The organism is Acidovorax sp. WCS2018Noco2-16 (assembly GCF_031843945.1).
Classification (GTDB): Bacteria; Pseudomonadota; Gammaproteobacteria; order Burkholderiales; family Burkholderiaceae_C; genus Paracidovorax.
On record NZ_JAVTJJ010000003.1, the window covers coordinates 86496 to 108445 of the forward strand.

Consider the following 21950-nt stretch of genomic DNA (forward strand, 5'->3'; position numbering starts at 1 on the left):
TTTCATGGATGCTCCAGACCCCGGTCCAGCCCTTCGGGTTACCCTAAACCACCAGCCGCGAATGCCCCACGCCGCCGCCCTTCTCCACCCGGATCTGCGCCGGAATGCGCTCCTTCAGCGCCTCCACGTGGCTGATGATGCCGATCATCTTGCCGCTGGCATTCAATGAATCCAACGCCGTCAGCGCGATCTCCAGCGTGTCGCCGTCCAGCGATCCGAACCCTTCGTCGAGGAACAGCGAGTCGATGGAGGTCTTGTGGCTCACCAGGTCTGACAGCGCCAGCGCCAGCGCCAGGCTGACCAGAAAACCTTCGCCGCCTGAGAGCGTGCGCGTGTCCCGCGCCACGTCGCCCTGCCAGGCGTCCACGATTTCCAGCTCCAGCTCGCCGGTCGATTTGCGGCGCAGCAGGTAGCGGCCGTGCAGGCGGGCCAAATGCTGGTTGGCCAGTTGCAGCAAATGGTCGAGCGTGAGGCCTTGGGCGAACTTGCGGAACTTGTCGCCCTTGGCCGAGCCGATCAGGCCGTCGAGCCGCTGCCACAAGTCGCTCTCTGTGGTCTGGCTGCCGATCTGTTCGAACAGGGCCTGCTGGTTGATGCGCAGCTGGGCGTCGCGGGCCAGCAGGGCGCGGTGGGCGCCGATCTGTTCGCTCAAGGCGCTGCGCTCGGCTTCCAGCGCTGCCAGGCGCGCGTTCAGGTCTTCGAGCGAATGCGCGGTCAGTGCCTGGGCCTGCAGTTGCGTGTGACGGGCTTGGGCGGACTGCAGCAGGGCGTCGGCGCGTTGCTGTGCGGTGTGCAGCCCGTCGCGCTGCGCGGCCAGGCGCTGGCGGTCGGCCTCGGGCAGCAGCGCCGCTTCGAACGCGGATAGATCGGCGAAGGGGCTGGCGTTCAGCGCCGCCTGCCATGCCTGGGTGGCTGCGGCTTGGGCCGTGGTTTGTTGCGCCAGCGTGGCCTGCGCCTGGGCCTGGCGGCCTTCCAGCGCGGCGAGGGCGCGTTGCAGGCGCTCGATTTCCGCCACGCTGGCCTGCAATGCGGCGGGCGCGTCATCGCTGGCGATGTCGCCCTGCGCGTCCGATGCGACGGCGATTTCATCGTCATGCGCATTCGCCTGCAGATCGGCCCGGCGTTGCGCCCACAGCTCGGCCTGCGCCTGGGCCACATCGCGCTGGGCTTGCAGGCGCGTGATGCGCTGGGCCAGCGTTTGCAATTCAGCCTGGGTAGTGCGCCAGCGCTGCCATTCGCCGTCGCGCGCCTGCAGCCAGGGCGCGGGGTCGGCTGGCAGGGCATAGCCGGCGTCTTCCACAGCGGTGCGCAGGCGGGCTTGCTGCGCGGCGAGATCGGTCTGGGCGGCGGTGATGGCTTCTGCCAGCGCGGCATGGCGCGCCTGCGCTTGCTGCGCGGCTTGCTGCAGCAGTGCCAGCTGGTGGGTGGCGGCTTGCTGGGCCTGGTCGCATTGGCTGGTGGCAGCCACCGCCTGCTGCACGCGCTGCTCGGCGGCCTCTGCGCTTTGCAGGGCGTCGCCCAGGCGCGTCAGCGCGTTATGAGCGGCTTGCAGGCCGGCGGCCAGTGGGTCGGCGTTTTGCCAGTCTTCTGCGGTCAGCGCGTTCGGCTCGCCGGGCACGTCCGGCGAATGCAGCGGCGCGATGGCCAAGGCCCACTGCGTCGCCCACTGGTCGATGCGCTGCGTGGTGGTGGCCTGCTGATCGCGCCGCTCGGCCAGTTGGGTCTTGGCGGTGGCGAGCGACTCCGCAACGGCGTGGCCTTGGGTCGTCAGCGCCTCCAGCTCGGCCTGCTTTTGCCGCAGCGCCGCGTCGGTGGCCGACACGTCCAGTGCCTGATAGGCATCGATGGCGGGGTGTGCCGTGGCGCCGCACAGCGGGCAGGGCTCGCCGGGGTGCAGGGCGTGGCGATGGTCGTCCAGGCTTTGGATGCGGCGCTCTTGCTCCAGCAGCTTCTGCTTGTCGGCGACCTGTTCCTTGACGGCGGCGTATTGGCCGCGCAATGCCAGGCGGGCGGTCTCCTGCTGGGCGACGGCAACTTCGATGCGCTGCACTTCTGCGGCCAGCGCGGTGTGCTGGTCGGCCAGGTCGCGGCGCTGCTGGCCCAGCTGCCCGATCTGCCGCCAGACGGCTACGCGGCCCTGGTTGTGTTGCCAGCGCTCGCGCAGCGCGGCGATGGTCTGCCCGCCCAGGCCCTGGCCCAGCGCTGCCTGGGCAGCTTGCAACGCTGCGGCTGCCGTGGACTGGGCTTGTGTGGCGGCATTCACCTGCGCATGCTGCGCCGTGATCTGGTCGCCGCGCTGGGCGATGTCTGCGGCCAGCGTCTGCAGCGCGGTGCCTTGCTCGGCCAGCCGGTTTTGCAGTGTTTGCTGCTGCAAGAACTGTTGCCGCCATTCACCCAGGCGCTCGCCCAGATGGGCGTGCCGCGCGTGGGCAGCGCAGTAGTCGGCATGGCGCTGTTGCTCGGCCTCGGCGTGGGCCAGATCGGCCTGCGCTGCATCTGCCACGCGGCGGGCGAGCAGGGCCGCGCGGTGGTGGTGCTGGCGGTGCGCGGCGGATTCGCGCTGGTGCTGCGCTTGCAGGGTGGCCAGCAATGCATCGCTATCACGGCAGGCGGTTTGCGCCTGCTGCCAGGCGGTGTGCGGCGCGCGCAGGGCTTGTGCGGGCTCGCTCTTGGCCAAGCGTTGCAAGTCGGGGGCGGCGGCTTGCAGTGCGGCGGCGGCCCGTTGCTGGCCGGCTTGTGCGGCCTCGACCGTCTGCGCCACTTGCGCCAGGTCGATGTACCACTGGCGTTGCGCGCCGGTGGTGGTCTGCGCCGTCTGCACGTGGCCCAACGCCTGCGTCCATTCGTGCACTTCGGCCTGCATGGCCGCGCTGCGCTCTGCGGGCAGCAGCTCCACGCCGTCGGCGCGGGCCTTGAGCTGGTCGAGCTGCTGGCGGGCATCGCGCGCGCGCTCGAACACCTTGCAGGAGATGTCGCCGTAGATCTCGGTGCCGGTCAGCTCTTCCAGCAGCTCGGCCCGGTCGTTGGCGCTGGCGTTGAGGAACGCGGCGAACTGGCCTTGCGCCAGCAGCATGGACCGGGTGAACCGGTGATAGTCCAGCCCGGTGATGTCGGCCACGCGCCGCAGCTTGTCGTTGCTCTGGCTACTGATGATGTGGCCTGCGCCAGTGGCGGGGTCGACCTGGGCCAGCTCGACCCGCGGGTCTTGCAGATTGCCGCCCACCTGGTCGCGCGCGCGGCGCTGGCTCCAGAAGGCGCGATAGACCACGCCTTTGACCTCGAAATCCACCTCGGCCAGGCAGTCGGCGGTGTGGCGCGTCATGATGTCGTTGGCCGACTTGGAGACGCTGGAGAGGCGCGGCGTCTGGTGATAGAGCGCCAGGCAGATGGCGTCCAGCAGCGTGGATTTTCCCGCGCCCATGGGGCCGGTGATGGCGAAGAGGCTGTTCTCGGTAAAGGGCGGCTGGGTGAAGTCGATGGCCCAGTCGCCCTTGAGCGAGTTGAGGTTCTTCAGGCGCAGCTTCAATATCTTCATGCGGCGCCTTGCGTCAGGGTGGCGACGACCTCGCGGTACCGCTGGCTCAGGGCGGCCTGCACGTCGGGTGCCAACTCTTCCAGCGCCAGCCGGCGGGCAAACACGTCGTCGGGGCTGAGTTCGTCCAGCGTTTCCAGCATGTCGCCCGCCAGGGTGGCCGCCGCGTTGGTGCGCTGGCGGCGCACGCGCAGCACGTCCACCGGCAGCCCCTGCGTCATGGCGCCGATGCGCGCGGGCAGGTCGCTCAGGTAGTCGTCTTGCGCCACCGTCACTTCGAGCCACACGGCTTGGTCTGCGGTGCCGGATTCAGCCGCGGCGGCGATCAGCGGGGCCAGCGCCTGCAGGTTGCCGGTGACGGACATCAGCGGCTGAAAGCGCGGCACGGCCAGCGGGGTGACCGCCACCAGGCCGGTGGCGTCCAGGTCCACCAGCAGCACTTCCTTCTGCTGCCGGGCTTCGTCAAAACTCAGCGCAATGGGCGAGCCGCAGTAGCGGATGTGCTCCAGCCCGCCCACCTTCTGCGGCTGGTGGATGTGCCCCAGCGCCACGTAGTCGACGGGCGGAAAGGCGGCGGTGGGAAAGGCGTCCAGCGAGCCCACGTAGATCTCGCGCACCGACTCGCTGCTGCTGGCGCCCACCGTCGTCAGGTGGCCGGTGGCGATCAGCGGCACGGTGAAGCCGGTATCGCGTTGCAGCGCCGCCTGCTGCGCAACGCCCGCGGCGTGCACCGCCTGGTAATAGCCCTGGATGGCGGCCTGCAGGGATTGCTGCTTTTCTTGCGCGCTTTGCCCGGCTTGGCTTTGCAGCACGTCGCGCGGACGAATGAAGGGCACGGCGCAGACGACGCAGCCGGCGCCGCCCTGCCCGCCACGCTTGGGCAACACGACCACGTGATCGGCGGGGCTGCCCACATCAGCCACCACGGTGGTGCCGAGCAGGTGCAGGATCGAGCGGCTTTCCCCCAGCGTGGCGACCGAATCGTGGTTGCCGCCGATCAGCAGCAGCGCCACGCCGGCGCTGTGCAGCTGGCCGACCAGATGCGCGTACAGCTCGCGCGCGTAGCTGGGCGGCGCACCGGTGTCGAAGATGTCGCCCGCAATCAACACCGCGTCTACCGCCTGCGCATCCACCTGCACCAGCACCCAGTCGATCAAGGCCCGATGCTCCGCCTGCCGGCTCTTGCCCATGAAGTGCTGGCCGAGGTGCCAATCTGACGTGTGGAGGATGCGCATGGTGGGTGGGATCGGGGAATGCGTGCAGAAGTAAGGCGGCACAGAGGGCTCAACGCCGTTGAATGAAAAAAGATCCGTTCGGACGTGTCTTTGCAAGCCAGGGCAGGCGTGTGCGAAGGCCCATGGGGCAGGCGCAGGAGGAAAGGGGTTCAAACGGACTGACATTGTGAATGGCGTCGAGATGGGCCGCCGCCGCCACAGTGCGTGGGTGACACGAAGAGACCAAGCCCACCGCTAAGATCGCGTGGCCTTCCAACCATCAGCCCCCCAACAGAGACAAATACCTATGTTCAGCCACATCATGGTCGGAGTGACCGACCTGGAAAAATCCCGCCAGTTCTACGACGCCCTTCTGGGCAGCATCGGCGTGCCGCCCGGCGTGGCCAACAAGAACCGGTACTTCTACCGCCACGCCGGCAACACGTTCGCCATCTCCACGCCCATCAACGGCGAGCCGGCCTGCCACGGCAACGGCAGCACCATCGGCTTCACCATGCAGTCGCCTGAACAGGCGCAGGCTTTTCATGCCGCCGGCATCGCCAACGGCGGCACCGACTGCGAAGACCCGCCGGGCTACCGCGAAGGCCCAAGCGGCCCGCTGTACCTGGCGTATTTGCGCGACCCGGACGGCAACAAGATCTGCGCGCTGCATCGCCCGCCCAAGGTGTGATCGACGTCGATTGCTATAGTATTAATAGCTATCAGCGCTTACTGAATAAGCGCTAGAGGCCGATTTGGCTCTTATTTCTGGGTCGCAGCCACGCCCGACGTCCCAGCGTCATCGACCAGAAACTGCGCCACCAGCGCCGCCACCGCCTCGGGCTGTTCGCGGTGCGGCACGTGCGCCAGGCCGGGCAGCATCTGCACCCGCGCCGGCCCGGCAGCCCAGCGGGCGATGCGGGCGGGTTGCTCGGCCGATCCGTACTCATCCAATTCGCCGTGCAGCGCCAGCACCGGGCAGGTGACGCGGCGCATCGCTGCTTCCAATGACCAGTCGGCAAAGGCCGGCGCCAGCCAGGTGTCGACCCACGCGTTCAGCACCCAGCGCGCCCGCTCTGCGCTGCCGCCGTGGTAGCGGGCCAGGCGGGTGATTTGCTCGGGGTTGCTGTCGAACTGGCTCTGTGCGGCGCGAATGCCTTGCAGCGTGCGCTCTTCCACGCAGGCCTGCGCGGCGATGGTGATGAGCGCCTCGCAGTCACTGCTGTCTTTGCCGTTGTGGTCTGCCGCCGCGCAATGCGCCGCCATGCCGCCACCCACGCTGTGGCCCAGCGCCACGAAGCGCTGCACGCCCAGTTGCGCACGCAAGGCCGGCAGGTTGTCGCGCGCTTCTTCGGCGACGAAATCAAGCGGCGGCTGACCCGCACGGGCGTCTGACCGGCCAAACCCCAGCCGGTCGTAGGCGATGACGTCGCGCCCGGTAGCGCGGCACAGCACGGCGGGGAAGTCGCGCCACAGATCTATGCAACCCAGCGAGTCGTGGAACAGCACGATGGGTGGCAGCGCTGCGGTGGTTTCCCCAGCAGCGGCAGTCCATCGCCGCGCGAACAGGCGGCCGGCGGGGGTGGTGATCCACGCGTCGCGCATGTCGACGGGGGTGGCAGGCTGGGAGGATGTGGAGGTTGTGGAAGGGGCTGCGCTCATACGCAGCCATTGTGGTCGCGCACCCCGCCATCAGCGATACGGGATACTCCGTGCCTTCGTTTTTCTCCCCTTTCCACGCCAGCCCTTCCGAGGACCGCCATTGAAATCCGCCAGCGCCAGCACCTTCGACGAGGCCTACTACCAGCGCTTTTACTTCGACAAGAAGACCAGCGTGGTGGACCCGGAGCACATGGAGCGCCTGGGCACCTTCGTGTGCAGCTACCTCAAATACCTGCGCGTGCCGGTGCAGCGCGTGCTGGACGTGGGCTGCGGCATCGGGCTGTGGAAGGACATCGTGGCGCGGCACTTTCCGCAGGCCAGCTACCAGGGCGTGGAATACAGCGCCTACCTGTGCGATCGCTTCGGCTGGCAGCAGGGCTCGGTCGTCGACTGGCAGGCCGGCGAGCCGTTCGATCTGGTCATCTGCCAGGGCGTGCTGCCCTACCTGAGCCCGTCCGACCTGAAGACCGCCCTGCACAACCTGGGCCGCTTGAGCCGCGGCGCGCTGTACGTGGAAGCGGTGTCCCGCGAAGACTTCGAGCGCGACATCATCGACGAAGACCTGACCGATTCCCGCGTCTTCCGCCACCGCGCGGACCTGTACCGCCGGGGCTTGCAGGAAGGCGCGGTGGAGCTGGGCGGCGGGCTGTGGCTGAGCCGCAAGGCGGAGGTGCCGCTGTTTGAGCTGGAGCATGTGGGTGGGCTGTGAAAGATATTGCTTTGCAGCCCCTGGTACCCCACGCCGTCTCCCAGCTCCGCACCGCCCGCCTGGCCCGCAGCTCCAAGCCCTTCCTGGCCCGGGGCGGCCCGCGCGGTGAGCGCTGCACGGGCTGCCGGCTGGTGCCCAGCCACTGCCTGTGCGCGCTGCGGCCGGTGGTGCCCACGCAGGCGGGGGTGTGCCTGCTGATGGCCGATATCGAGCCTCTCAAACCCAGCAACACGGGCTGGCTGATCGCCGATGTGGTGCCGGATACCTTCGCCTTCGGCTGGGCGCGCACCGAGGTGGAACCTGGCCTGCTCGCCCTGCTGGCTGACCCGCAGTGGCAGCCTTATGTGGTCTTTCCGGGCGAGTTCGTGGCGCCCGAGCGCGTGGTCACCCAGGTGGACTGCGACGCCGCAGGCCGCAAGCGCCCGCTGTTCATCTTGCTGGACGCGACCTGGCCCGAGGCACGCAAGATGTTCCGCAAGAGCCCGTATCTGGAGCGCTTTCCGGTGCTCAGCCTGGCGCCCGAGCAGATCTCTCGCTACAAGCTGCGCAGGTCGCGGCGCGACGACCATTTCTGCACTTCCGAAGTCGCATCGCTGTGCCTGGACATGGCGGGCGAGGCCCATGCGGCGCAGACGCTGGACGCGTACCTGGATGTGTTCAGCCACCACTACGTGCAGGCCAAGCACCAGTTGCCGCCAGACTGGAACAGCGATGCCCATACGCGGCTGCACAGCCTGCGGGCCGGGTGATGCCGGGTTGGCAGCGACAATGACCTGCCTTCCCTCTCTTCATTCAGCACCGCCCCGATGAAAGCACCTCCCCGACTCCAGTCCCTCATCGAAGAAGGCCTGATCGACACGGTCGTCCGGCAGCTGATGAGCGGCAAGGAGGCCATGGTCTACGTGGTGCGCTGCGGCGACGAAACCCGCTGCGCCAAGATCTACAAAGAGGCCAACAACCGCAGCTTCCGCCAGGCGGTCGACTACACCGAGAACCGCAAGGTCAAGAATTCCCGCTCGGCCCGCGCGATGGCCAAGGGCAGCAAGTTCGGCCGACAAGAGCAGGAGGCCGCATGGCAGAGCGCCGAGGTCGATGCGCTGTACCGCCTGGCCGCCGCCGGCGTGCGGGTGCCGCAGCCGTTCAACTTCCATGACGGCGTGCTGCTGATGGAGCTGGTGACCGACGCGAATGGCGATGCCGCCCCGCGCCTGAACGACGTGAGCTTCACGCCGGAACAGGCCCGCACCCACCACGCCACCCTGATCGCCGAGGTGGTGCGCATGCTGTGCGCCGGCGTGGTGCACGGCGATCTGTCGGAATTCAACATCCTGCTGGCGCACGTGCCTGGCGTGGGCGGTGCGGATGACACGAGCGATGACAACGGCCCAGCAGGCGCAGAAGGCCCGGTCATCATCGACCTGCCGCAGGCGGTGGACGCTGCCGGCAACAACCACGCCCAGCGCATGCTGCTGCGCGACGTGGCCAATCTGCGCGACTTCTTCGGCCAGTTCGCACCCGACTTGCGTGCCACGCAATACGGCCCCGAAATCTGGAGCCTGTACCAGAGCGGCCTGCTGAGCAACGAAACGCCGCTGACGGGCCGCTACGCGCCCGACCGCATCGACGTGGACATGCAGGCCGTGCTGCGCGAGATCGACGATGCACGCGACGAAGACGCAGCGCGCAGGCTGCGGATGGCCGGCGGCTGAGCTGCGAGGCCGGTCGCCGGATCGCCTCCGGCCCTGCCGGTGCTGCTGCAGCTGCTGCTGACGTGAGGTCAGCCAGGATCGACGGGGGGTTCCAGTGCGGCGACAGGGTGGCCGGCAAACGCGCGGCTCAGGTAGCGCGACCCTTTGAGCCCAAAGCGCCAGGGCACGTCCACAGCCTTGGAAATGCCGATGCGCGGGCCGGCTAGCACGTCGATGCGGTGGCCCTGCGCCGCTGCTGCTGCGGCGGCACCTTCGGGCTCCAGCAAGGCGAAGGCAGGCAGGTGCAACGGCTGGCCGTTGAAGCGGGCATCGATGCCCAGCGCCTGGGCCAGCCGCCCCGGGCCGGCGCACAGCACGCGCACGTCCTGCAGCCCGCGGCGCGCCTGCATGGTGTCGATGCCATGGGTGGGCTCCAGCGCGCGCAGCAGCACGCCGGCGCCGTGGCCGGCTTCGCGGCACACCGTGTTCAGGCACCAGTGCAGGCCGTACGAGCGGTACACATAGGCACAGCCAGGCGGGCCGAACATGGCGGCGTTGCGGGCGGTGGGACCGCCAAAGGTGTGCGATGCGGGGTCGGTCTGGTCGTAGGCCTCGGTCTCCACGATGCGCCCTCCCACGCCGTCTACCAGCAGCGTGACGCCGATGAGGCGGCGGGCGACCTCATGGGCGGGGCCGGCGAAATCGATGGCAGCGGGCACCAGCAGAGGCGCAGCGGCCGGGCGGCACGCTCCAGGGGCATGCGCAGGCAGCACGTGCAGAACGTGCTTCGTGGGCAGTGGAGAGACCTCGGGCACAGTGCCTGGGCGGTGGGTCACGACGCGACCTGGTGCCTGCGATGCCATTCGGCCAGCGATTCCTGGCCGTACTCGTCGAAGGTCTCGTCCTGGGAGCCCACGTGCGCATCGACCCAGTCGGGCTTGTACTTCAGCATCATGTGCGTGCTGGCCGGCGGGGGTGGCAACGGCGTGTCGACGGCCCCGGCGTGGGGGTGAACCAGGTCGGGCCAGCGGGGGTCGAACATCCACATCGCGGTGCCGCAGCGTTGGCAGAAGTTGCGCTCGCCGGGGCTGCGCGAGCCGTCGGGCATGACGGCGCGGTAGACAGCGAGATGCTCGGCACCCTCGATCTGCAGCGTCTTGCGGTCAGCGCCCAGGTTGATGGCGTAGCCGCCGGTTCCAGCGGTCTTGCGGCAGATGGAGCAATAGCAGCGCATGAACGGCACGGGCTCGTGCGCGGTCACGGAGAAGCGGACGGCGCCGCAGTGGCAGGATCCTTCGAGGTGCATGGTGAGGTCTCCGGGTAGGCGGTTGGGCGGAAAGCGCAACGGGGGCGAAGCGCATGCCACACCCGCTGCGCAGGCAGCTTTTGACGGGCCATGCTCCCACGCCGCCGCGGCCGGGAACGTCGGCGTAACGCTCAATCCGTCCGCGCGTACGCAGGTGGCCAATCGAAGGCGTCAGAGATGCCGGCAGACGCCGGCATTCGCCCGGCGCCTACAGTCCCGGCGCCGCGCCCAGGGCGAGATTCAGCAAGCGCTGCCCGCGCACAACAGTACCCCTCTGCCTGTTTCCATGTCCGCACGCCCCCCTTCTTCTTCCTCTTGCGCCGCTGCCGCCACCCCGGCGGTGGACGCCAGCGCGGCCGACTCGCTGACCGCCCTGCTCGACGCGTTGCAGGCGCTGGCGCAGGACGGCGGCCAGGTTCGCGTGGGCGATATGGTGGACGCGTTCGGCTCGCGCAGCTACGGGCCTTTTCTGGTCGTACCGGCCCTGGTGGAGCTGTCGCCCATTGGCGCCGTGCCAGGTGTGCCCACCGCGCTGGCCGCGACCATCGTGCTGTTTGCCGTGCAAATGCTGGCCGGCCGCAGGCGGCTGTGGGTACCGGGTTTTCTGGAGCGCGCGCGGCTGTCGGCCACGCGGCTCAACAAAGGCGTGGGCTGGCTGCGGCCGCTGGCGCGGCGGCTGGACGGGTGGTTCCACCGCCGCCTGCGGCGCCTGACCACAGGCGTCTTCGTGCGGGTGGCGGCCATCGCCTGCATGGCGCTGGCTTGCACCGTGCCGCCGCTGGAGGTGCTGCCGCTGGCCAGCTCGGCGCCCATGGGCGCGATTGCGCTCTTCGGGCTGGCGTTGCTGGTGCGAGACGGAGCGCTGATGCTGGGCGCCTGCGTGCTGTCGTTGGTGGCCGGCGGGTTGCTGCTGGCCACCTTCTGACCAGCGGGCGCGGCAGCAAGCGCGGGGCGATGCCCTCTTGCAGCAGCTTACAAACCGTGCGGCGGCCGGGGTTACGATGGCCAGCCCCGTGTTTCCACGCGCCTGTGCGCCTGCCCCATGCAACGCCGCTCCCTGCTTTTCACCGTGCCCGCCGCCTTGTTTGCCACGCTGGCGGGCGGTGGTGCGGCGGCGGCCGGGCCGCGCTATACGGTCACGCGCGAGCAGATCGAAGAGGTGCTGGCCGAGCGGTTTCCGCGCCGCTTTCCGGTAGGCGGCCTGGTCGAGCTGGACGTGAAGTCGCCCCGCATCACGCTGCGGCCCGAACGCAACCGGCTGAACGCCGACATGGCCGTCCAGGCGGGCGGCCCGTTGCTGCGCCGCGCCTACCCGGGCCGGCTGGACGTGGAGTTCGGCCTGCGCTATGAGGCGTCGGACCGCACGGTGCGCGCGCACGACCTGCAGGTCAACACGCTCGACTTTCCCGATCTGCGGCCCGATGCAGCGGCGCTGCTGCAGCAATACGCGCCGCAGCTGGCGCGCGATTCCTTGCGCGAAGTGGTGCTGCACACGCTGCGGCCGCAAGACCTGGCGCTGCCTGACGGGCTCGGGCTGCAGCCGGGCGCCATCACGGTGACCGAGCGCGGACTGGCCGTGGAGATGGTGCCCAAGCCGCTGTCCTGACGACGACGGTGCGGCCGGTGGGCTGCCGGTCTGCACGCGGGGCGCTTGGCGAGGTGCTTCCCACGCGTCTCACCTCACCGCAGCAAGCCAGCCAGCCAGTTCCGCACATGCACCATCCCGGCCGGCCCACACTGCGGACGCTCCAGCGCGCAGCCCAAGGCGACACGCTCCACGCAAAGAAAACCCTTCCGCGACACGTGCGGGCGACGCAGGCCCAGGGGCCCGCGCCGGCAAAACGCTATGAAAAGATGAGCTGCTCGCGCTTATGCGTAGGGCGCTAGAGCCCTAAAACGCTTGAAGAAGTGGAATGTCCACAGCCACGCGCGCCATCGTCCTGCACCCGCGCCACGTCGGTTGCGCCACGCTGCAGCGATGACCGCATCTGCCAACAAAATCGTCCCACCCTCCGCTGCCGCTGCGCAGGCTGACGCCGCTTCCCCCTCCCACACGCGGCGTCTGGCCGGCCAGGCGGCGCTGGTCACCGGTGGCGCACAGGGCATTGGCCTGGCCGTGGCCGAGCGCCTGGCCAAGGAGGGCGCTCACATCGCCCTGCACGTGCGCAAGGAAGACGACCGCTCCGCCGACGCGCAACGCCGCATCGCCGCGCTGGGCGCGCGCTGCGAGGTGTTCGCCGGCGACCTGCGCGACGTGCCCCGCATGCAGGCCGTGGTGGCCGAGGCGAATGCCGCCTTCGGCCGCCTGGACGTGCTGGTGAACAACGCGGGGCTGGAACTGCGCGCAGACTTTCTGGACACGACCGAAGACGATTACGACACGGTGCTGGACGTGAACCTGAAGGGCGCGTTCTTCACGGCCCAGGCGTTCGCGCGCACGCTGCGCGACGCGAAGCGGCCGGGCCGCATCATCCACATGAGCTCGGTCCATGAAGACCTGCCGTTCCCCCACTTCACCTCGTACTGCGCCAGCAAGGGCGGCATGCGCATGCTCATGCGCAACATGGCGATCGAGCTGGCGCCGCTGGGCATCACGGTGAACAACGTGGCTCCGGGCGCGATCCGCACGCCGATCAACGACGATCTGATGAAGCAACCGGACAAGCTGGCCGCGCTGACCGCGCAGATTCCGCTGGGCCGGATGGGCGAGCCGCCGGACGTCGCGGGCACCGTGGCGTTCCTCGCATCGGCCGATGCGGCCTACATCACTGGCGCCACCCTGGTGGTGGATGGTGGACTTTTGTGGAACTATGCTGAACAGTAGGAACCTGTCTAGGGTCTTCCAAGTTTCGCGCAGCGGTTTTTGCGGTAGGGGATGACAGGCACGGTCTACAGCGCACGGCCCGACCCTGGGCTGCGCACCGCAACGCCGCACCCCGCCTGCAAAGGCCGCTGCATGAAGGGGCTGGAGCGCAATTCTTGCCAGGCCAGCCCCACGTTCCACGAACCGCACCGTCCTATGAGCGCAACGATCGCACCGCCCTCCCCTCACCCGGCCACCCCGGCACCGGCGTCGCCTGCCTCGCAGCGCATCTCCGATCGGCACCCGGCCTATCGCATCGACCTGTCGCGGCTGCAGGCGCCCAATGCGCCGCCGTGCGACCACTGCACGCCAGCCGACCGCTACCAAGAGCTGTTCATCGCGGTGCAGAGCCAGCAGGTGTTCGGCGACAGCAAGACCTTTGTGGACTGCGCGCCGCTGGACGCGCCCGAAGCCATTCTTGCCGCGTACCGCGCCGAGCATACGCAGCCGGGCTTCGACCTGGGCGCCTTCGTGCTCCGCCACTTCGCGCCGCCCGAGATCACCAACGAAGACTATGTGGGCACGCCCGGCCTGTCGCTGGCCGAGCACATTGCCGCGCTGTGGCCGGTGCTCACACGCTGCCCCGAACAACACCCCCAGCGCGGCTCGGCGCTGCCCCTGGCGCACCCCTACGTGGTGCCGGGCGGGCGCTTTGCCGAGCTGTACTACTGGGATTCGTACTTCTCCATGCTGGGCCTGGCGGCCAGCGGCCGCAATGAACTGCTGCACGGCATGACGGACAACTTCGCGCGGCTGATCGACGCCTTTGGCTTCGTGCCCAACGGCACCCGCACCTATTACCTGAGCCGCTCGCAACCGCCGCTCTTCGCGTCGATGGTGGAGCTGAGCGCACTGGCCGGCGGGCCGCCGGCATCGCACTACCTGCCGCAGATGCTGCGCGAACACGCCTTCTGGATGGACGGCCTGCATGTGCTGCACCCCGGCGATGCGCGGCGGCGCGTGGTGGCGCTGCCCGGCGGCGAGGTGCTCAACCGCTATTGGGACGACCGGGACACGCCACGGGAAGAGTCCTGGCGCGAAGACGTGGAAACTGCCGCGATGGCCGAGCGCCCTTCGCCCGACGTGTACCGCGACCTGCGCGCGGCCTGCGAGTCGGGGTGGGACTTTTCCACCCGCTGGCTGCGCGAGCCGCGCGCTGACGAGCCGGGCTCACTGCAGCTGTCGCAGATCTGCACGACGCAGATTCTGCCGGTGGACCTGAACGCCTACCTCTACCGCATGGAGGTCTCCATCGCCAAGGCCAGCCTGTCGGCGGGCGACACCGCCACCGCGCGGCACTACCAGGACATGGCCGCGCACCGCCGCGAGGCAGTGAACCGGCTGATGTGGAACGAGGCCGAGGGCGCGTACTTCGACTACGACTGGCAGGCCGGCACGCTGCGCGGCTGCCTGACCGCCGCCACCGTGGTGCCCCTGTATGCCGGCATGGCGACCGACGCGCAGGCCGCCGCGGTGGCCCGCACGGTAGAGGCCCGGCTGATGGCGCCGGGCGGGCTGGCCGCAACCGAATGCGCCAGCGGCCAGCAGTGGGACCGGCCCAATGGCTGGGCACCGCTGCAATGGATGGCGGTGCGCGGGCTGGAACGCTACGGCCACAAGGCACTGGCGCTGGAAGTGCGCCGCCGCTGGATCGACACCGTGCGCGCCGTCTACCAAAAGGAAGGCAAGCTGGTGGAAAAATATTCGCTGCGCGCCAACGAGAGCGAAGCCGCTGCCGGCGGCGACGGCGGCGAATACCCGCTGCAGGACGGCTTTGGCTGGACCAACGGCGTGGTGCAGTGCTGGCTGGACCCGCGCTACGACACTGTGGCCGCCGCGCAGGCGGTGTACTACGGCCCGGTAGACGACCGACTGGCAGGCGAAGGCGCTGCGTCCGGCGCCTGCTGACCCTCCGCGGCACCACGGCCCGGCGCGCACCGGGGCGCGTCGCCCTGGGCCGGCCTTCGGGCCCACACGCACTTGGCCGGCCGTCGCCGCCACTCCTCGCCGGGTCTGACCCGGCTCGCATGGCGGTCTTCGGTGCCTTCGGTCACCGATACCGCTTTTTTCTGACAACACCGCAACGCTTCCCGAGAAAGGATTCCGACGCATGGATATCGCCTCTGCCACCGCCTGGCTGCACACCGAAACCCTGTGGGGCATGTCGGCCGCCAGCTTGCTGATCGCCGCTGCCGCCGCCCTCGCCACCTACCTCTTGCTCACCCTGCTGCAGGGCTGGGCCGTGGCCCGTGCCCGCCGGGCAGCGGGTGAAGAACGCTCTCATCGTGGCCCCGCGCAACTGCTGATGCAGGTGCTCTCGGGCACCAGCCATCTACTGATCGTGCTGGCTGCCGTGCTGGTGGGTGCCGGCATGCTCGAGCTGCCCGGCCGCTGGCCCGCCCGCGTGCAGCAGCTGTGGTTTCTGGCGGTAGCGCTGCAGGTGGGGCTGTGGGGAACGCGGGCCACGGCGCTGGTGGTGGAGCGCTACCGCGTGCACAACGGTGCCACCAGCCCGGCGCAGATCAGCGCGTCGGCCACATTGATTTCTTGGGGCCTGCGCACCCTGCTGTGGGCCACCGTGCTGCTGGCCATCCTGTCCAACGTAGGGGTCAACATCACGGCCTTCGTCGCCAGCCTGGGGGTGGGCGGCATCGCCATCGCGCTGGCCGTGCAGAGCGTGCTGGGCGATCTGTTCGCGTCGGTGGCCATCGCGGTGGACAAGCCCTTCGAGGTGGGCGACTTCATCGTCGTGGGCGGCGTGGCCGGAACGGTGCAGCAGATCGGCGTGAAGACGACCCGCATCAGCGCATTGAGCGGCGAGCAGGTGGTGATGAGCAACACCGACCTGCTCAAGCAGACCATCAACAACTACCGCTACATGCGCGAGCGGCGCATCCTCTTCAACTTCCGCGTGCCCTACGGCACCAGCGCCGAGACGGCAGAGGCCATTCCGCAGGCGGTGCGCCGCATCATCGAGGCCGAGCCCAACGCCCGCTTCGACCGGGCCCACCTGCAGGCCTTCGGCGACCACGGCCTGACCTACGAGGTGGTCTACATCGTGCTGGATGCGGGCTACAACGTGTACATGGACCTGCAGCAGAAGATCAACCTGGCACTGATGCGCGAGCTGCAATCGCTGGACTTGGCCTTTGCCATCCCCGAGCGGCGCGTGCATGTGGCCGACCTGCCCGCCGGCTGGCAGCCGCCGCCTGCGCCCGGCCCGATGCGCGTGGGCGCCCAGGCGTGACGGCCTGGGTGCGAGGGGCCGAAACTTATGTGGACAAGGCTTTATTGCTACTATTTAAATAGCACATTGCGCCCGTAAAATAAGCGCCACAGCCCGATTAGGACTTGAAGCCCTGTTCTACGCTCCCGCCCGCCCCTCTTTGCCCCGGATACCGCCATGACCCAAGACACCGCACGCCAGAACGAACTCAAGAAGATGGAGCTGTGCGAGCCTTGCGCCGGCATCCAGCGCAACTGGCGCCGCGCGCCAGGACATGCCGAACTGGTGCAACGCGGCAACCGCAAGGAAGAGCGCGAGGACGGCCGCGTGGTCACCGTCACGCGCTACCGCTGCGACCGCTGCGGCACGGCGTGGGAATACGAAAACGACAAGGCCGACCAGCGCGTGGGCTGGTCCGTGGTCGGCCGCTGAACCCGGCTGCGCTGGCGCGGCCTAGGCGCCGGTGCGCCTGATCTCCAACAACCTGCACCGGTGCACCGGTGCACCGGGAGCCCGCCGCCTCGCGCGCCCATCGCTGCGCTTCGCAGCCGGCCGCACGACCCGCCCGCTCGCCCGTCCCCACCCGTCGGATCAGCAGAAGTCCTACGCATCTCGCGCCCTGTGCGCACTACAACGCCGTATGACCCACCGCGCGGAGCCGGCGTGGCGGGCGCCTGCAGCGTTGAGCACCGTGTGCCCCCAGCGTTGCAGCGCCGCTGCCAGCCGCTCGCATCGCAGGAAAGAAGGACTCTACGCATGCGTTCACATTCGTCCCGGCCGGCTGACGGCCCACCTGACTTGACCGACCCGGCCCCTTCGCCAACCACCCGCCGCGCCTTACCGGGTGGCGCCCCGGATGCGCAGCGCGCCTCCACGGCCGCACCGCTGGTGGTGGTGATCACCGGCGCCTCCAGCGGCATCGGCCACGCCACCGCGCTGGCCTTCGCACGCCAGGGTGCACGGCTGGTGCTGGCATCGCGCAGCGCAGACACGCTCTCGCCCGTCGCGCTGGCCTGCCGCTCGGCCGGCGGCACCGCCATCGCCGTGCCCACCGACGTGACCGATGCGGACTCCGTGCAGTCGCTGGCGGACAAGGCGGTGCGCCACTTCGGCCAGATCGATGTGTGGATCAACGGCGTGGGCGTGGGCGCCATCGGCCGCTTTGACGAGGTACCGCTGGCCGCCCATCGCCGCGTGGTGGAATCGAATTTGCTGGGCCACCTGCACGGCGCGCATGCGGCGCTGCGGCACTTTCGACAGCGCGGACGCGGCCTCTTGATCAACATGATCTCCATGGGCGGCTGGGTCTCGGCGCCCTATGCGGCCGCGTACACCGCCAGCAAGTTCGGGCTGCGCGGCCTGTCGGAGAGCCTGCGCGCCGAAGTGGCCGACCTGCCCGACGTGCACGTGTGCGACGTGGCGCCCACCTTCGTCGATTCACCGGGCCTGGCACATGGTGCCAACTACACCGGCCGCACCATCCGCCCCAAGCTGCCGATGGTGGACCCGCACCGCGTGGCGCGCACCGTGGTGCGGCTGGCGCAGGCGCACCACCCGCGCGAGGTGACGTTCATGGGGTTGGGTGCGCTGTCCGGCCGCGTGGCGCATGCCGTGGCGCCCAGCACGGTGGCGCGGGCCATGCGCTGGGTGAGCGACTGGGGCCTGCGCAGTGCCGACCCGGTGCGCACCAGCGACGGCAACCTGTTCGCGCCGTCCCGCGGCACCGCCGTGGAAGGCGGCCATCGCCAGCGCATGGCGAGCAGCGCCGCGCTGGTGCTGGCGCTGGGTGCCGCCGGTGTGGCCTGGGGCTTTTGGGCCGGGCGGCGCGACCGATAGGGGCACCGGGCGCAGCCCGCTGGCGCGGGCGCTCGCCCCCCTTAGCGCGCCATGCCGCCAAAGCGCTTCGCAACCTGCTGCTTCCGGCAGCATTTGCTACCAAATAGATAGCTGCCTGCGCTTGCTAATCGGGCGTTACAGCCCCTTTTTGCTTCAAACAGTGCAGCCGCATGCACCCGCCGCGCGGCGTGCGGCGGCCGCGCCCACCGCCCCGGCGTCTTCCTACACAACGCCGCGCCGGTGCTGCCTACGATGGTTTTCAGGCACCGTGCACCGCACTGCACCGCATTGAGCGGCCAGCGGGGTGCGCATGCCGCTCACCGTCCCTTGCGGCCTGCAATTTCCGTGGCCGCTTCATCCTCAGGAGCCTCCATGTCCCGCCTGCCCGCCACCGGATCGCCCGTTGCGTCCGACGCCATCAGCGTTCGCACGTCGCCTACCCAACCCTCTTCGGCCACAGCCACGCAACCGCCCGGCCAGCCTTTCACGCTGTATGCCTCGCAGAACCGGGTGCTGTGCAGCAACAAGCGCGACAAACTGGTCGACCTGGGCCTGTTGGAGCGCGAGGGCAGTGGCACCTGGCACTACCAGCTCGACGCCGACGAAAAGATCGCTGCAGCCGGCTTCGGCTCGTCGGAAGAAGCCCTGGCCGACGTGGCGGGCGCCGTGACCTTCCTGTTCCTGGACGGCCAGTTCACCGCATTGATGGACGTGGGCGAAGGCGGCCGCCCCGACTTGGCCGATGCCGCGCAAATCCACATCACGCTCGACCCGCTGGGCCACGGCTCACCGGCGATCGCGGCGGACGTGTGAGCCGGCCTCCCTGGTCACGCGCGTGATGCTGGCCGGCTGTGCGCGTGGCGTAGAGGCGGTGGGCCGGTGCTGCGTTGCGCGGGGAGTGATGCCTTTGTCGACGCAGGTGCAGCCTGCTGAAGGCGCTGCGACCAGACGACGCGGCTGGGACATCACCACATGCGACGCATGCGCCAAGCCATCAATCCCACCAGCAGGCACATCAGCATCAGGCTCCACTGAGAAAGCGTCGGAACACCGGTCACGCCAGCCGGTGCCTGCAAAACCATCGGAGCGAAAGGATCTTCGATGGCGCCGGGTGCCGTGTTCGAATCGCCGGCCTGGTTGTCGGTCACGGTGTACTTCACGCTACGGCGGTCGCTGCTCAGCGAGTATTGCGCCGGCTGGAGTTCGAACCAGGAAGATGCGCGGCCCGTGGCAGGAGGGCCGAATTTCATGAATCGAATGCGCGCAGGCAGGGGCTGAGGGTAGGTCAGACTGACCGAGAGCGTGTCGCCGGGGCAGCCATCGGCGCTGAAGCGGAAGACACCGACCGGCTGGGTGGCGCCCGCTGGCGCGTTGGGCGGCACTACCGCGTTGAAGCCTGCCGACGTCAGCGTGCAACTGTTGCCGCCGCCGGTGATCGACACCGCAGCGGTGCCAGCGACGCCGGGCACCGGACCGGTGAACTCGGTGCGTACCGGTGTTGCGCTGATGGGGGCAGACGCGACGCCACCCGCTCCGCTCGCCTTCACCGTGAACTGGTAGGTCGTGCCGTTGGTCAGGCCCGGCACGGTGCAGGACGTGGTGGCAGCGGTGCAGGTGCCCGCCGGTGTGCCTGTCACGGTGTAGCTGCCGGTTGCGTTGGCCGCAGTAGTGCTCCAAGCGAGCGTGACCTTCTCATCGCCGGCAACGGCGCCGGTTAAGACCAAGGGCTTTGTATCGATGGTGATGGACAGCGGCCCCGACGGATCGCTGACGTTCCCTACACCATCGGTCGCCGTCGCGATGAGGCTGTGCACACCGCTGGCCAACGCCGAACTGTGGATGCTCCACGCGCCATCACCGGCCGCGGTTGCCATACCCAACCATGTCGCGCCCTCGTACAGCTTGACGATGCTGCCTGCTTCAGCCGTGCCGCCGATGGATGGCGTGGTGACGTTGGTGATTCGGTCCGAGTTGGAAGAGCCGCTGTCGCTAGCGGCATGGAGAACGGGCACTGCAGGTGCCGCGGGCCGCGTGGTGTCCAGCGTGATCGTCAACGAACCTGCCGCGCCACCGACATTGCCGGCCAGGTTGATCGCGCGCATCGTGAACACCTTCGAGCCCTCTGCGCCCAATCTGCCGGCTGGTACCGTCACGTCGATGTAGCCGTTGACGATATTCGCACCGCTCAAGGGGGTGATGAACGCCGGGCGCAAGGGGGCGCCGCCGAGCAGCACTTCGACGCTATCTCCAGCGACGGCACCGGTGCCTGCCAGGCTCAAACGCAGGGTGGGAGTGGTCACTGCGGTGAGGCCGTCCGCAGAAGAGCTTCCGCTGTCGGAGGCGGGGTTCAGCGTGATGGCGTTGCTGGGTGCGCCAGGGATGGCCCTGTCGGGCAGTGCGTGGGCGGAGGGAAGGGCATCGCAACCATGCTCGAACGCGTCTGATGTCCGAACAACGCTTCAGTGGCTGGCACGGCCCTACAACCGGCGACCTGCACGGCAGAAAAGCGTTCGCCGACAGCGCCGCGCTGTGGCCTGCACTAAAAGAGCTGTCCGTGGGCGACCGCTTTGCCAGTGGCGAGCATGTGATCGGCGCGGCGGCCTGAACGACGCGCCACGGGCAGTGCGATGAGGAGGCTCAGCCACAGGCCGAACCATACTGAGCCGGGCCGGTTGCTTCAGCGCAGCGCGGCAGGCGGCGGCTGCAGCACCGTGGGATCGGTGTGAATCAGATCGATCGGAAAACGCTGCCCGGCCAGGTAGTCGCGAATGCACTGCAGCACCAGCGGGCTGCGGTGGCGGTCGGCGCAGCACTCGATCTCTTCGAGCGTCATCCACACGGTGCGCACGATGCCGTCGTCGAGCGTGCGCCACGCATGCACCGGCCCCACGCTGCCGGCAAAGGCAAAGCGCAGGTAGGTGATGTCGTCGCCGGTGCGGGTGCGGGTGAAGCGGTTCAGGTACACGCCCACCAGTGCGGTGGGTGCGAAATCGCAGGCGGTTTCTTCCAGCACTTCGCGGATGCAGCCCTGCACCGGCGATTCGCCCGGGTCGAGGTGGCCGGCCGGGTTGTTCAGCCGCAGGCCGTCGGCGGTGTCTTCTTCCACCAGCAGAAAACGGCCGTTCTGTTCGACGATGGCGGCGACGGTGACGTTGGGTTTCCAGCGGTGGGGCATGGCCGGCATTATCGCCATGCCGGCCGGCAAAGGCATGGCTTTTCGTCAGGCGGGCCAGCGCGCAACAACGCTCTGTGGATATTCAAGCCAAATCGGGCTCTAGCGCTTGATGTATAAGCGCTAGCAGCTATTCATATCATAGCGTCCGACCCATGTACACCGCGTCGGCGCCATAGCTGGCCAGGTGCTGGCGCTGCACGGCGCTGGTCAGCGGCTGCACCGCGTAGCCGTGTCTCGCCCACCAGCCTTGCGCGCCCTGCACGGCGACCAGGGCGGTACGGCGCAGGCCCTCGGCACGGGCGCTGGCCCAGAGCGGCGCCAGCAGCGCCGGCCCCAGCCCCCGGCCGGCCAGCGCGGGCAGCACGGCCAGGTCGTGCAGGTAGAGCGTGTCGGTGCCGCGCGTGGCCTTGAAGTCGCCGTGCAGCGGGGTGACCTGGCCTTGCACGCTGCGGTACGCGGCCAGGTAGGCGACCAGCACGCCGTCGGGCCCGGCCAGGGCCAGCGAGCACTGCGCCGGGCAAGCCAGCCGCCGCGCGAACACGGCCCCGCTTTCGGCAAAACCGGTGCCGTAGCACGCTTGCTGGATCGACAGCAAGCCGGGCAGATCGGCCAGGCCCAGCGCACGCAGCTGAAAGCCAGCCGGGTCGGGCGCAGGGGCGGCACGGACGGGTGGAGTGGCGGAGCGCATGTAGGCAGGCAGACAGGCAGGTGAAACGTCAACGAACGTCAAGCGGCGGCG

The 21950-nt window shown here is 69.1% G+C and carries 21 protein-coding genes; 13 read left to right on the top strand and 8 right to left on the bottom strand.

Annotation, left to right across the window (positions count from 1 at the left end):
- Positions 1-43: 43 nt before the first annotated feature.
- Both RQI28_RS09915 and sbcD read right to left on the bottom strand, forming a co-directional pair.
- The gene (locus tag RQI28_RS09915) at positions 44-3535 is read right to left on the bottom strand and encodes an AAA family ATPase (protein ID WP_311223205.1); all 3492 of its coding nucleotides are present in this window, start codon (positions 3533-3535) and stop codon (positions 44-46) included.
- Entirely contained in the window at positions 3532-4767 is a 1236-nt protein-coding gene (gene sbcD / locus RQI28_RS09920; protein ID WP_311223206.1) for an exonuclease subunit SbcD, read from the bottom strand. The genes RQI28_RS09915 and sbcD overlap by 4 nt, the downstream gene beginning before the upstream one ends.
- Positions 4768-5053: 286 nt before the next feature.
- Between sbcD and RQI28_RS09925 the strand changes: the two genes are divergently transcribed.
- Positions 5054-5437 (top strand): VOC family protein, encoded by a 384-nt coding sequence (locus tag RQI28_RS09925; protein WP_311223207.1) that lies wholly within the window; start codon positions 5054-5056, stop codon positions 5435-5437.
- Positions 5438-5508: 71 nt separating this feature from the next.
- Here RQI28_RS09925 and RQI28_RS09930 read toward each other — a convergent pair whose 3' ends face one another.
- Entirely contained in the window at positions 5509-6408 is a 900-nt protein-coding gene (locus RQI28_RS09930) for an alpha/beta fold hydrolase (RefSeq protein ID WP_404976894.1), read from the bottom strand.
- A 100-nt stretch (positions 6409-6508) separates the two neighbouring features.
- Here RQI28_RS09930 and RQI28_RS09935 point away from each other — a divergent pair, with 100 nt between their 5' ends.
- The 3 genes from RQI28_RS09935 to RQI28_RS09945 are packed head-to-tail and all read left to right on the top strand — an operon-like array spanning position 6509 to position 8826.
- A complete protein-coding gene (locus tag RQI28_RS09935) occupies positions 6509-7117 on the top strand; it encodes a class I SAM-dependent methyltransferase (protein WP_311223208.1) in 609 nt (202 codons plus the stop codon).
- Entirely contained in the window at positions 7114-7866 is a 753-nt protein-coding gene (locus tag RQI28_RS09940; RefSeq protein ID WP_311223209.1) for a tRNA-uridine aminocarboxypropyltransferase, read from the top strand. Before RQI28_RS09935 ends, RQI28_RS09940 begins: the two co-directional genes overlap by 4 nt.
- A gap of 57 nt (positions 7867-7923) precedes the next feature.
- Entirely contained in the window at positions 7924-8826 is a 903-nt protein-coding gene (locus RQI28_RS09945; protein ID WP_311223210.1) for a PA4780 family RIO1-like protein kinase, read from the top strand.
- 68 nt (positions 8827-8894) lie between these two features.
- On the opposite strand, the gene RQI28_RS09950 is transcribed toward RQI28_RS09945, so the two are convergent.
- Together RQI28_RS09950 and RQI28_RS09955 are read right to left on the bottom strand one after the other, a co-directional pair.
- Positions 8895-9530, bottom strand: coding sequence for a DNA-3-methyladenine glycosylase (locus RQI28_RS09950; RefSeq protein ID WP_311223309.1), 636 nt, complete (start codon positions 9528-9530; stop codon positions 8895-8897).
- A 107-nt stretch (positions 9531-9637) separates the two neighbouring features.
- Complete coding sequence (locus RQI28_RS09955; RefSeq protein ID WP_311223211.1) at positions 9638-10111, bottom strand: GFA family protein; 474 nt, start codon at positions 10109-10111, stop codon at positions 9638-9640.
- 286 nt (positions 10112-10397) lie between these two features.
- Here RQI28_RS09955 and RQI28_RS09960 point away from each other — a divergent pair, with 286 nt between their 5' ends.
- The 8 genes from RQI28_RS09960 to RQI28_RS09995 all read left to right on the top strand — a co-directional run bounded on the left by RQI28_RS09960 (position 10398) and on the right by RQI28_RS09995 (position 18849).
- Positions 10398-11036, top strand: coding sequence for an exopolysaccharide biosynthesis protein (locus RQI28_RS09960; RefSeq protein ID WP_311223212.1), 639 nt, complete (start codon positions 10398-10400; stop codon positions 11034-11036).
- A 117-nt stretch (positions 11037-11153) separates the two neighbouring features.
- Positions 11154-11717: a DUF1439 domain-containing protein gene (locus RQI28_RS09965; RefSeq protein WP_311223213.1), complete on the top strand. Its 564-nt coding sequence runs from the start codon at positions 11154-11156 to the stop codon at positions 11715-11717.
- A 372-nt stretch (positions 11718-12089) separates the two neighbouring features.
- Positions 12090-12935: a glucose 1-dehydrogenase gene (locus RQI28_RS09970; RefSeq protein WP_311223214.1), complete on the top strand. Its 846-nt coding sequence runs from the start codon at positions 12090-12092 to the stop codon at positions 12933-12935.
- A 195-nt stretch (positions 12936-13130) separates the two neighbouring features.
- Positions 13131-14882, top strand: coding sequence for an alpha,alpha-trehalase TreF (treF, locus tag RQI28_RS09975; protein ID WP_311223215.1), 1752 nt, complete (start codon positions 13131-13133; stop codon positions 14880-14882).
- Between the two features lie 202 nt (positions 14883-15084).
- On the top strand, positions 15085-16221 hold the full coding sequence (locus RQI28_RS09980; RefSeq protein WP_311223216.1) for a mechanosensitive ion channel family protein: 1137 nt from the start codon (positions 15085-15087) through the stop codon (positions 16219-16221).
- A 156-nt stretch (positions 16222-16377) separates the two neighbouring features.
- Positions 16378-16632, top strand: coding sequence for a hypothetical protein (locus tag RQI28_RS09985; protein ID WP_311223217.1), 255 nt, complete (start codon positions 16378-16380; stop codon positions 16630-16632).
- Between the two features lie 324 nt (positions 16633-16956).
- On the top strand, positions 16957-18036 hold the full coding sequence (locus RQI28_RS09990) for an SDR family oxidoreductase (RefSeq protein ID WP_311223218.1): 1080 nt from the start codon (positions 16957-16959) through the stop codon (positions 18034-18036).
- Between the two features lie 372 nt (positions 18037-18408).
- Complete coding sequence (locus RQI28_RS09995; protein ID WP_311223219.1) at positions 18409-18849, top strand: hypothetical protein; 441 nt, start codon at positions 18409-18411, stop codon at positions 18847-18849.
- 152 nt (positions 18850-19001) lie between these two features.
- On the opposite strand, the gene RQI28_RS10000 is transcribed toward RQI28_RS09995, so the two are convergent.
- Positions 19002-20336, bottom strand: coding sequence for an IPTL-CTERM sorting domain-containing protein (locus RQI28_RS10000; protein ID WP_404976893.1), 1335 nt, complete (start codon positions 20334-20336; stop codon positions 19002-19004).
- 143 nt (positions 20337-20479) lie between these two features.
- On the opposite strand from RQI28_RS10000, the gene RQI28_RS10005 reads away from it, so the two are divergent.
- The gene (locus RQI28_RS10005) at positions 20480-20641 is read left to right on the top strand and encodes a hypothetical protein (RefSeq protein WP_311223220.1); all 162 of its coding nucleotides are present in this window, start codon (positions 20480-20482) and stop codon (positions 20639-20641) included.
- A 72-nt stretch (positions 20642-20713) separates the two neighbouring features.
- Here RQI28_RS10005 and RQI28_RS10010 read toward each other — a convergent pair whose 3' ends face one another.
- Both RQI28_RS10010 and RQI28_RS10015 read right to left on the bottom strand, forming a co-directional pair.
- A complete protein-coding gene (locus tag RQI28_RS10010) occupies positions 20714-21211 on the bottom strand; it encodes an NUDIX hydrolase (protein WP_311223221.1) in 498 nt (165 codons plus the stop codon).
- Positions 21212-21347: 136 nt separating this feature from the next.
- Entirely contained in the window at positions 21348-21899 is a 552-nt protein-coding gene (locus RQI28_RS10015) for a GNAT family N-acetyltransferase (protein ID WP_311223222.1), read from the bottom strand.
- Positions 21900-21950 lie beyond the last annotated feature (51 nt).

Excerpts from the sequence above, each read along its gene's own strand:
- RQI28_RS09965 (WP_311223213.1), top strand. The coding sequence starts at position 11,154 with ATGCAACGCCGCTCCCTGCTTTTCACCGTGCCCGCCGCCTTGTTTGCC.
- RQI28_RS09915 (WP_311223205.1), bottom strand. The coding sequence starts at position 3,535 with ATGAAGATATTGAAGCTGCGCCTGAAGAACCTCAACTCGCTCAAGGGC.
- sbcD (WP_311223206.1), bottom strand. The coding sequence starts at position 4,767 with ATGCGCATCCTCCACACGTCAGATTGGCACCTCGGCCAGCACTTCATG.
- RQI28_RS09955 (WP_311223211.1), bottom strand. The coding sequence starts at position 10,111 with ATGCACCTCGAAGGATCCTGCCACTGCGGCGCCGTCCGCTTCTCCGTG.
- RQI28_RS09925 (WP_311223207.1), top strand. The coding sequence starts at position 5,054 with ATGTTCAGCCACATCATGGTCGGAGTGACCGACCTGGAAAAATCCCGC.
- RQI28_RS10015 (WP_311223222.1), bottom strand. The coding sequence starts at position 21,899 with ATGCGCTCCGCCACTCCACCCGTCCGTGCCGCCCCTGCGCCCGACCCG.
- treF (WP_311223215.1), top strand. The coding sequence starts at position 13,131 with ATGAGCGCAACGATCGCACCGCCCTCCCCTCACCCGGCCACCCCGGCA.
- RQI28_RS09970 (WP_311223214.1), top strand. The coding sequence starts at position 12,090 with ATGACCGCATCTGCCAACAAAATCGTCCCACCCTCCGCTGCCGCTGCG.
- RQI28_RS09995 (WP_311223219.1), top strand. The coding sequence starts at position 18,409 with ATGTCCCGCCTGCCCGCCACCGGATCGCCCGTTGCGTCCGACGCCATC.
- RQI28_RS09945 (WP_311223210.1), top strand. The coding sequence starts at position 7,924 with ATGAAAGCACCTCCCCGACTCCAGTCCCTCATCGAAGAAGGCCTGATC.
- RQI28_RS09990 (WP_311223218.1), top strand. The coding sequence starts at position 16,957 with ATGCGTTCACATTCGTCCCGGCCGGCTGACGGCCCACCTGACTTGACC.
- RQI28_RS09980 (WP_311223216.1), top strand. The coding sequence starts at position 15,085 with ATGGATATCGCCTCTGCCACCGCCTGGCTGCACACCGAAACCCTGTGG.
- RQI28_RS09985 (WP_311223217.1), top strand. The coding sequence starts at position 16,378 with ATGACCCAAGACACCGCACGCCAGAACGAACTCAAGAAGATGGAGCTG.
- RQI28_RS10005 (WP_311223220.1), top strand. The coding sequence starts at position 20,480 with ATGTCCGAACAACGCTTCAGTGGCTGGCACGGCCCTACAACCGGCGAC.
- RQI28_RS09960 (WP_311223212.1), top strand. The coding sequence starts at position 10,398 with ATGTCCGCACGCCCCCCTTCTTCTTCCTCTTGCGCCGCTGCCGCCACC.
- RQI28_RS09930 (WP_404976894.1), bottom strand. The coding sequence starts at position 6,408 with ATGAGCGCAGCCCCTTCCACAACCTCCACATCCTCCCAGCCTGCCACC.
- RQI28_RS10010 (WP_311223221.1), bottom strand. The coding sequence starts at position 21,211 with ATGCCCCACCGCTGGAAACCCAACGTCACCGTCGCCGCCATCGTCGAA.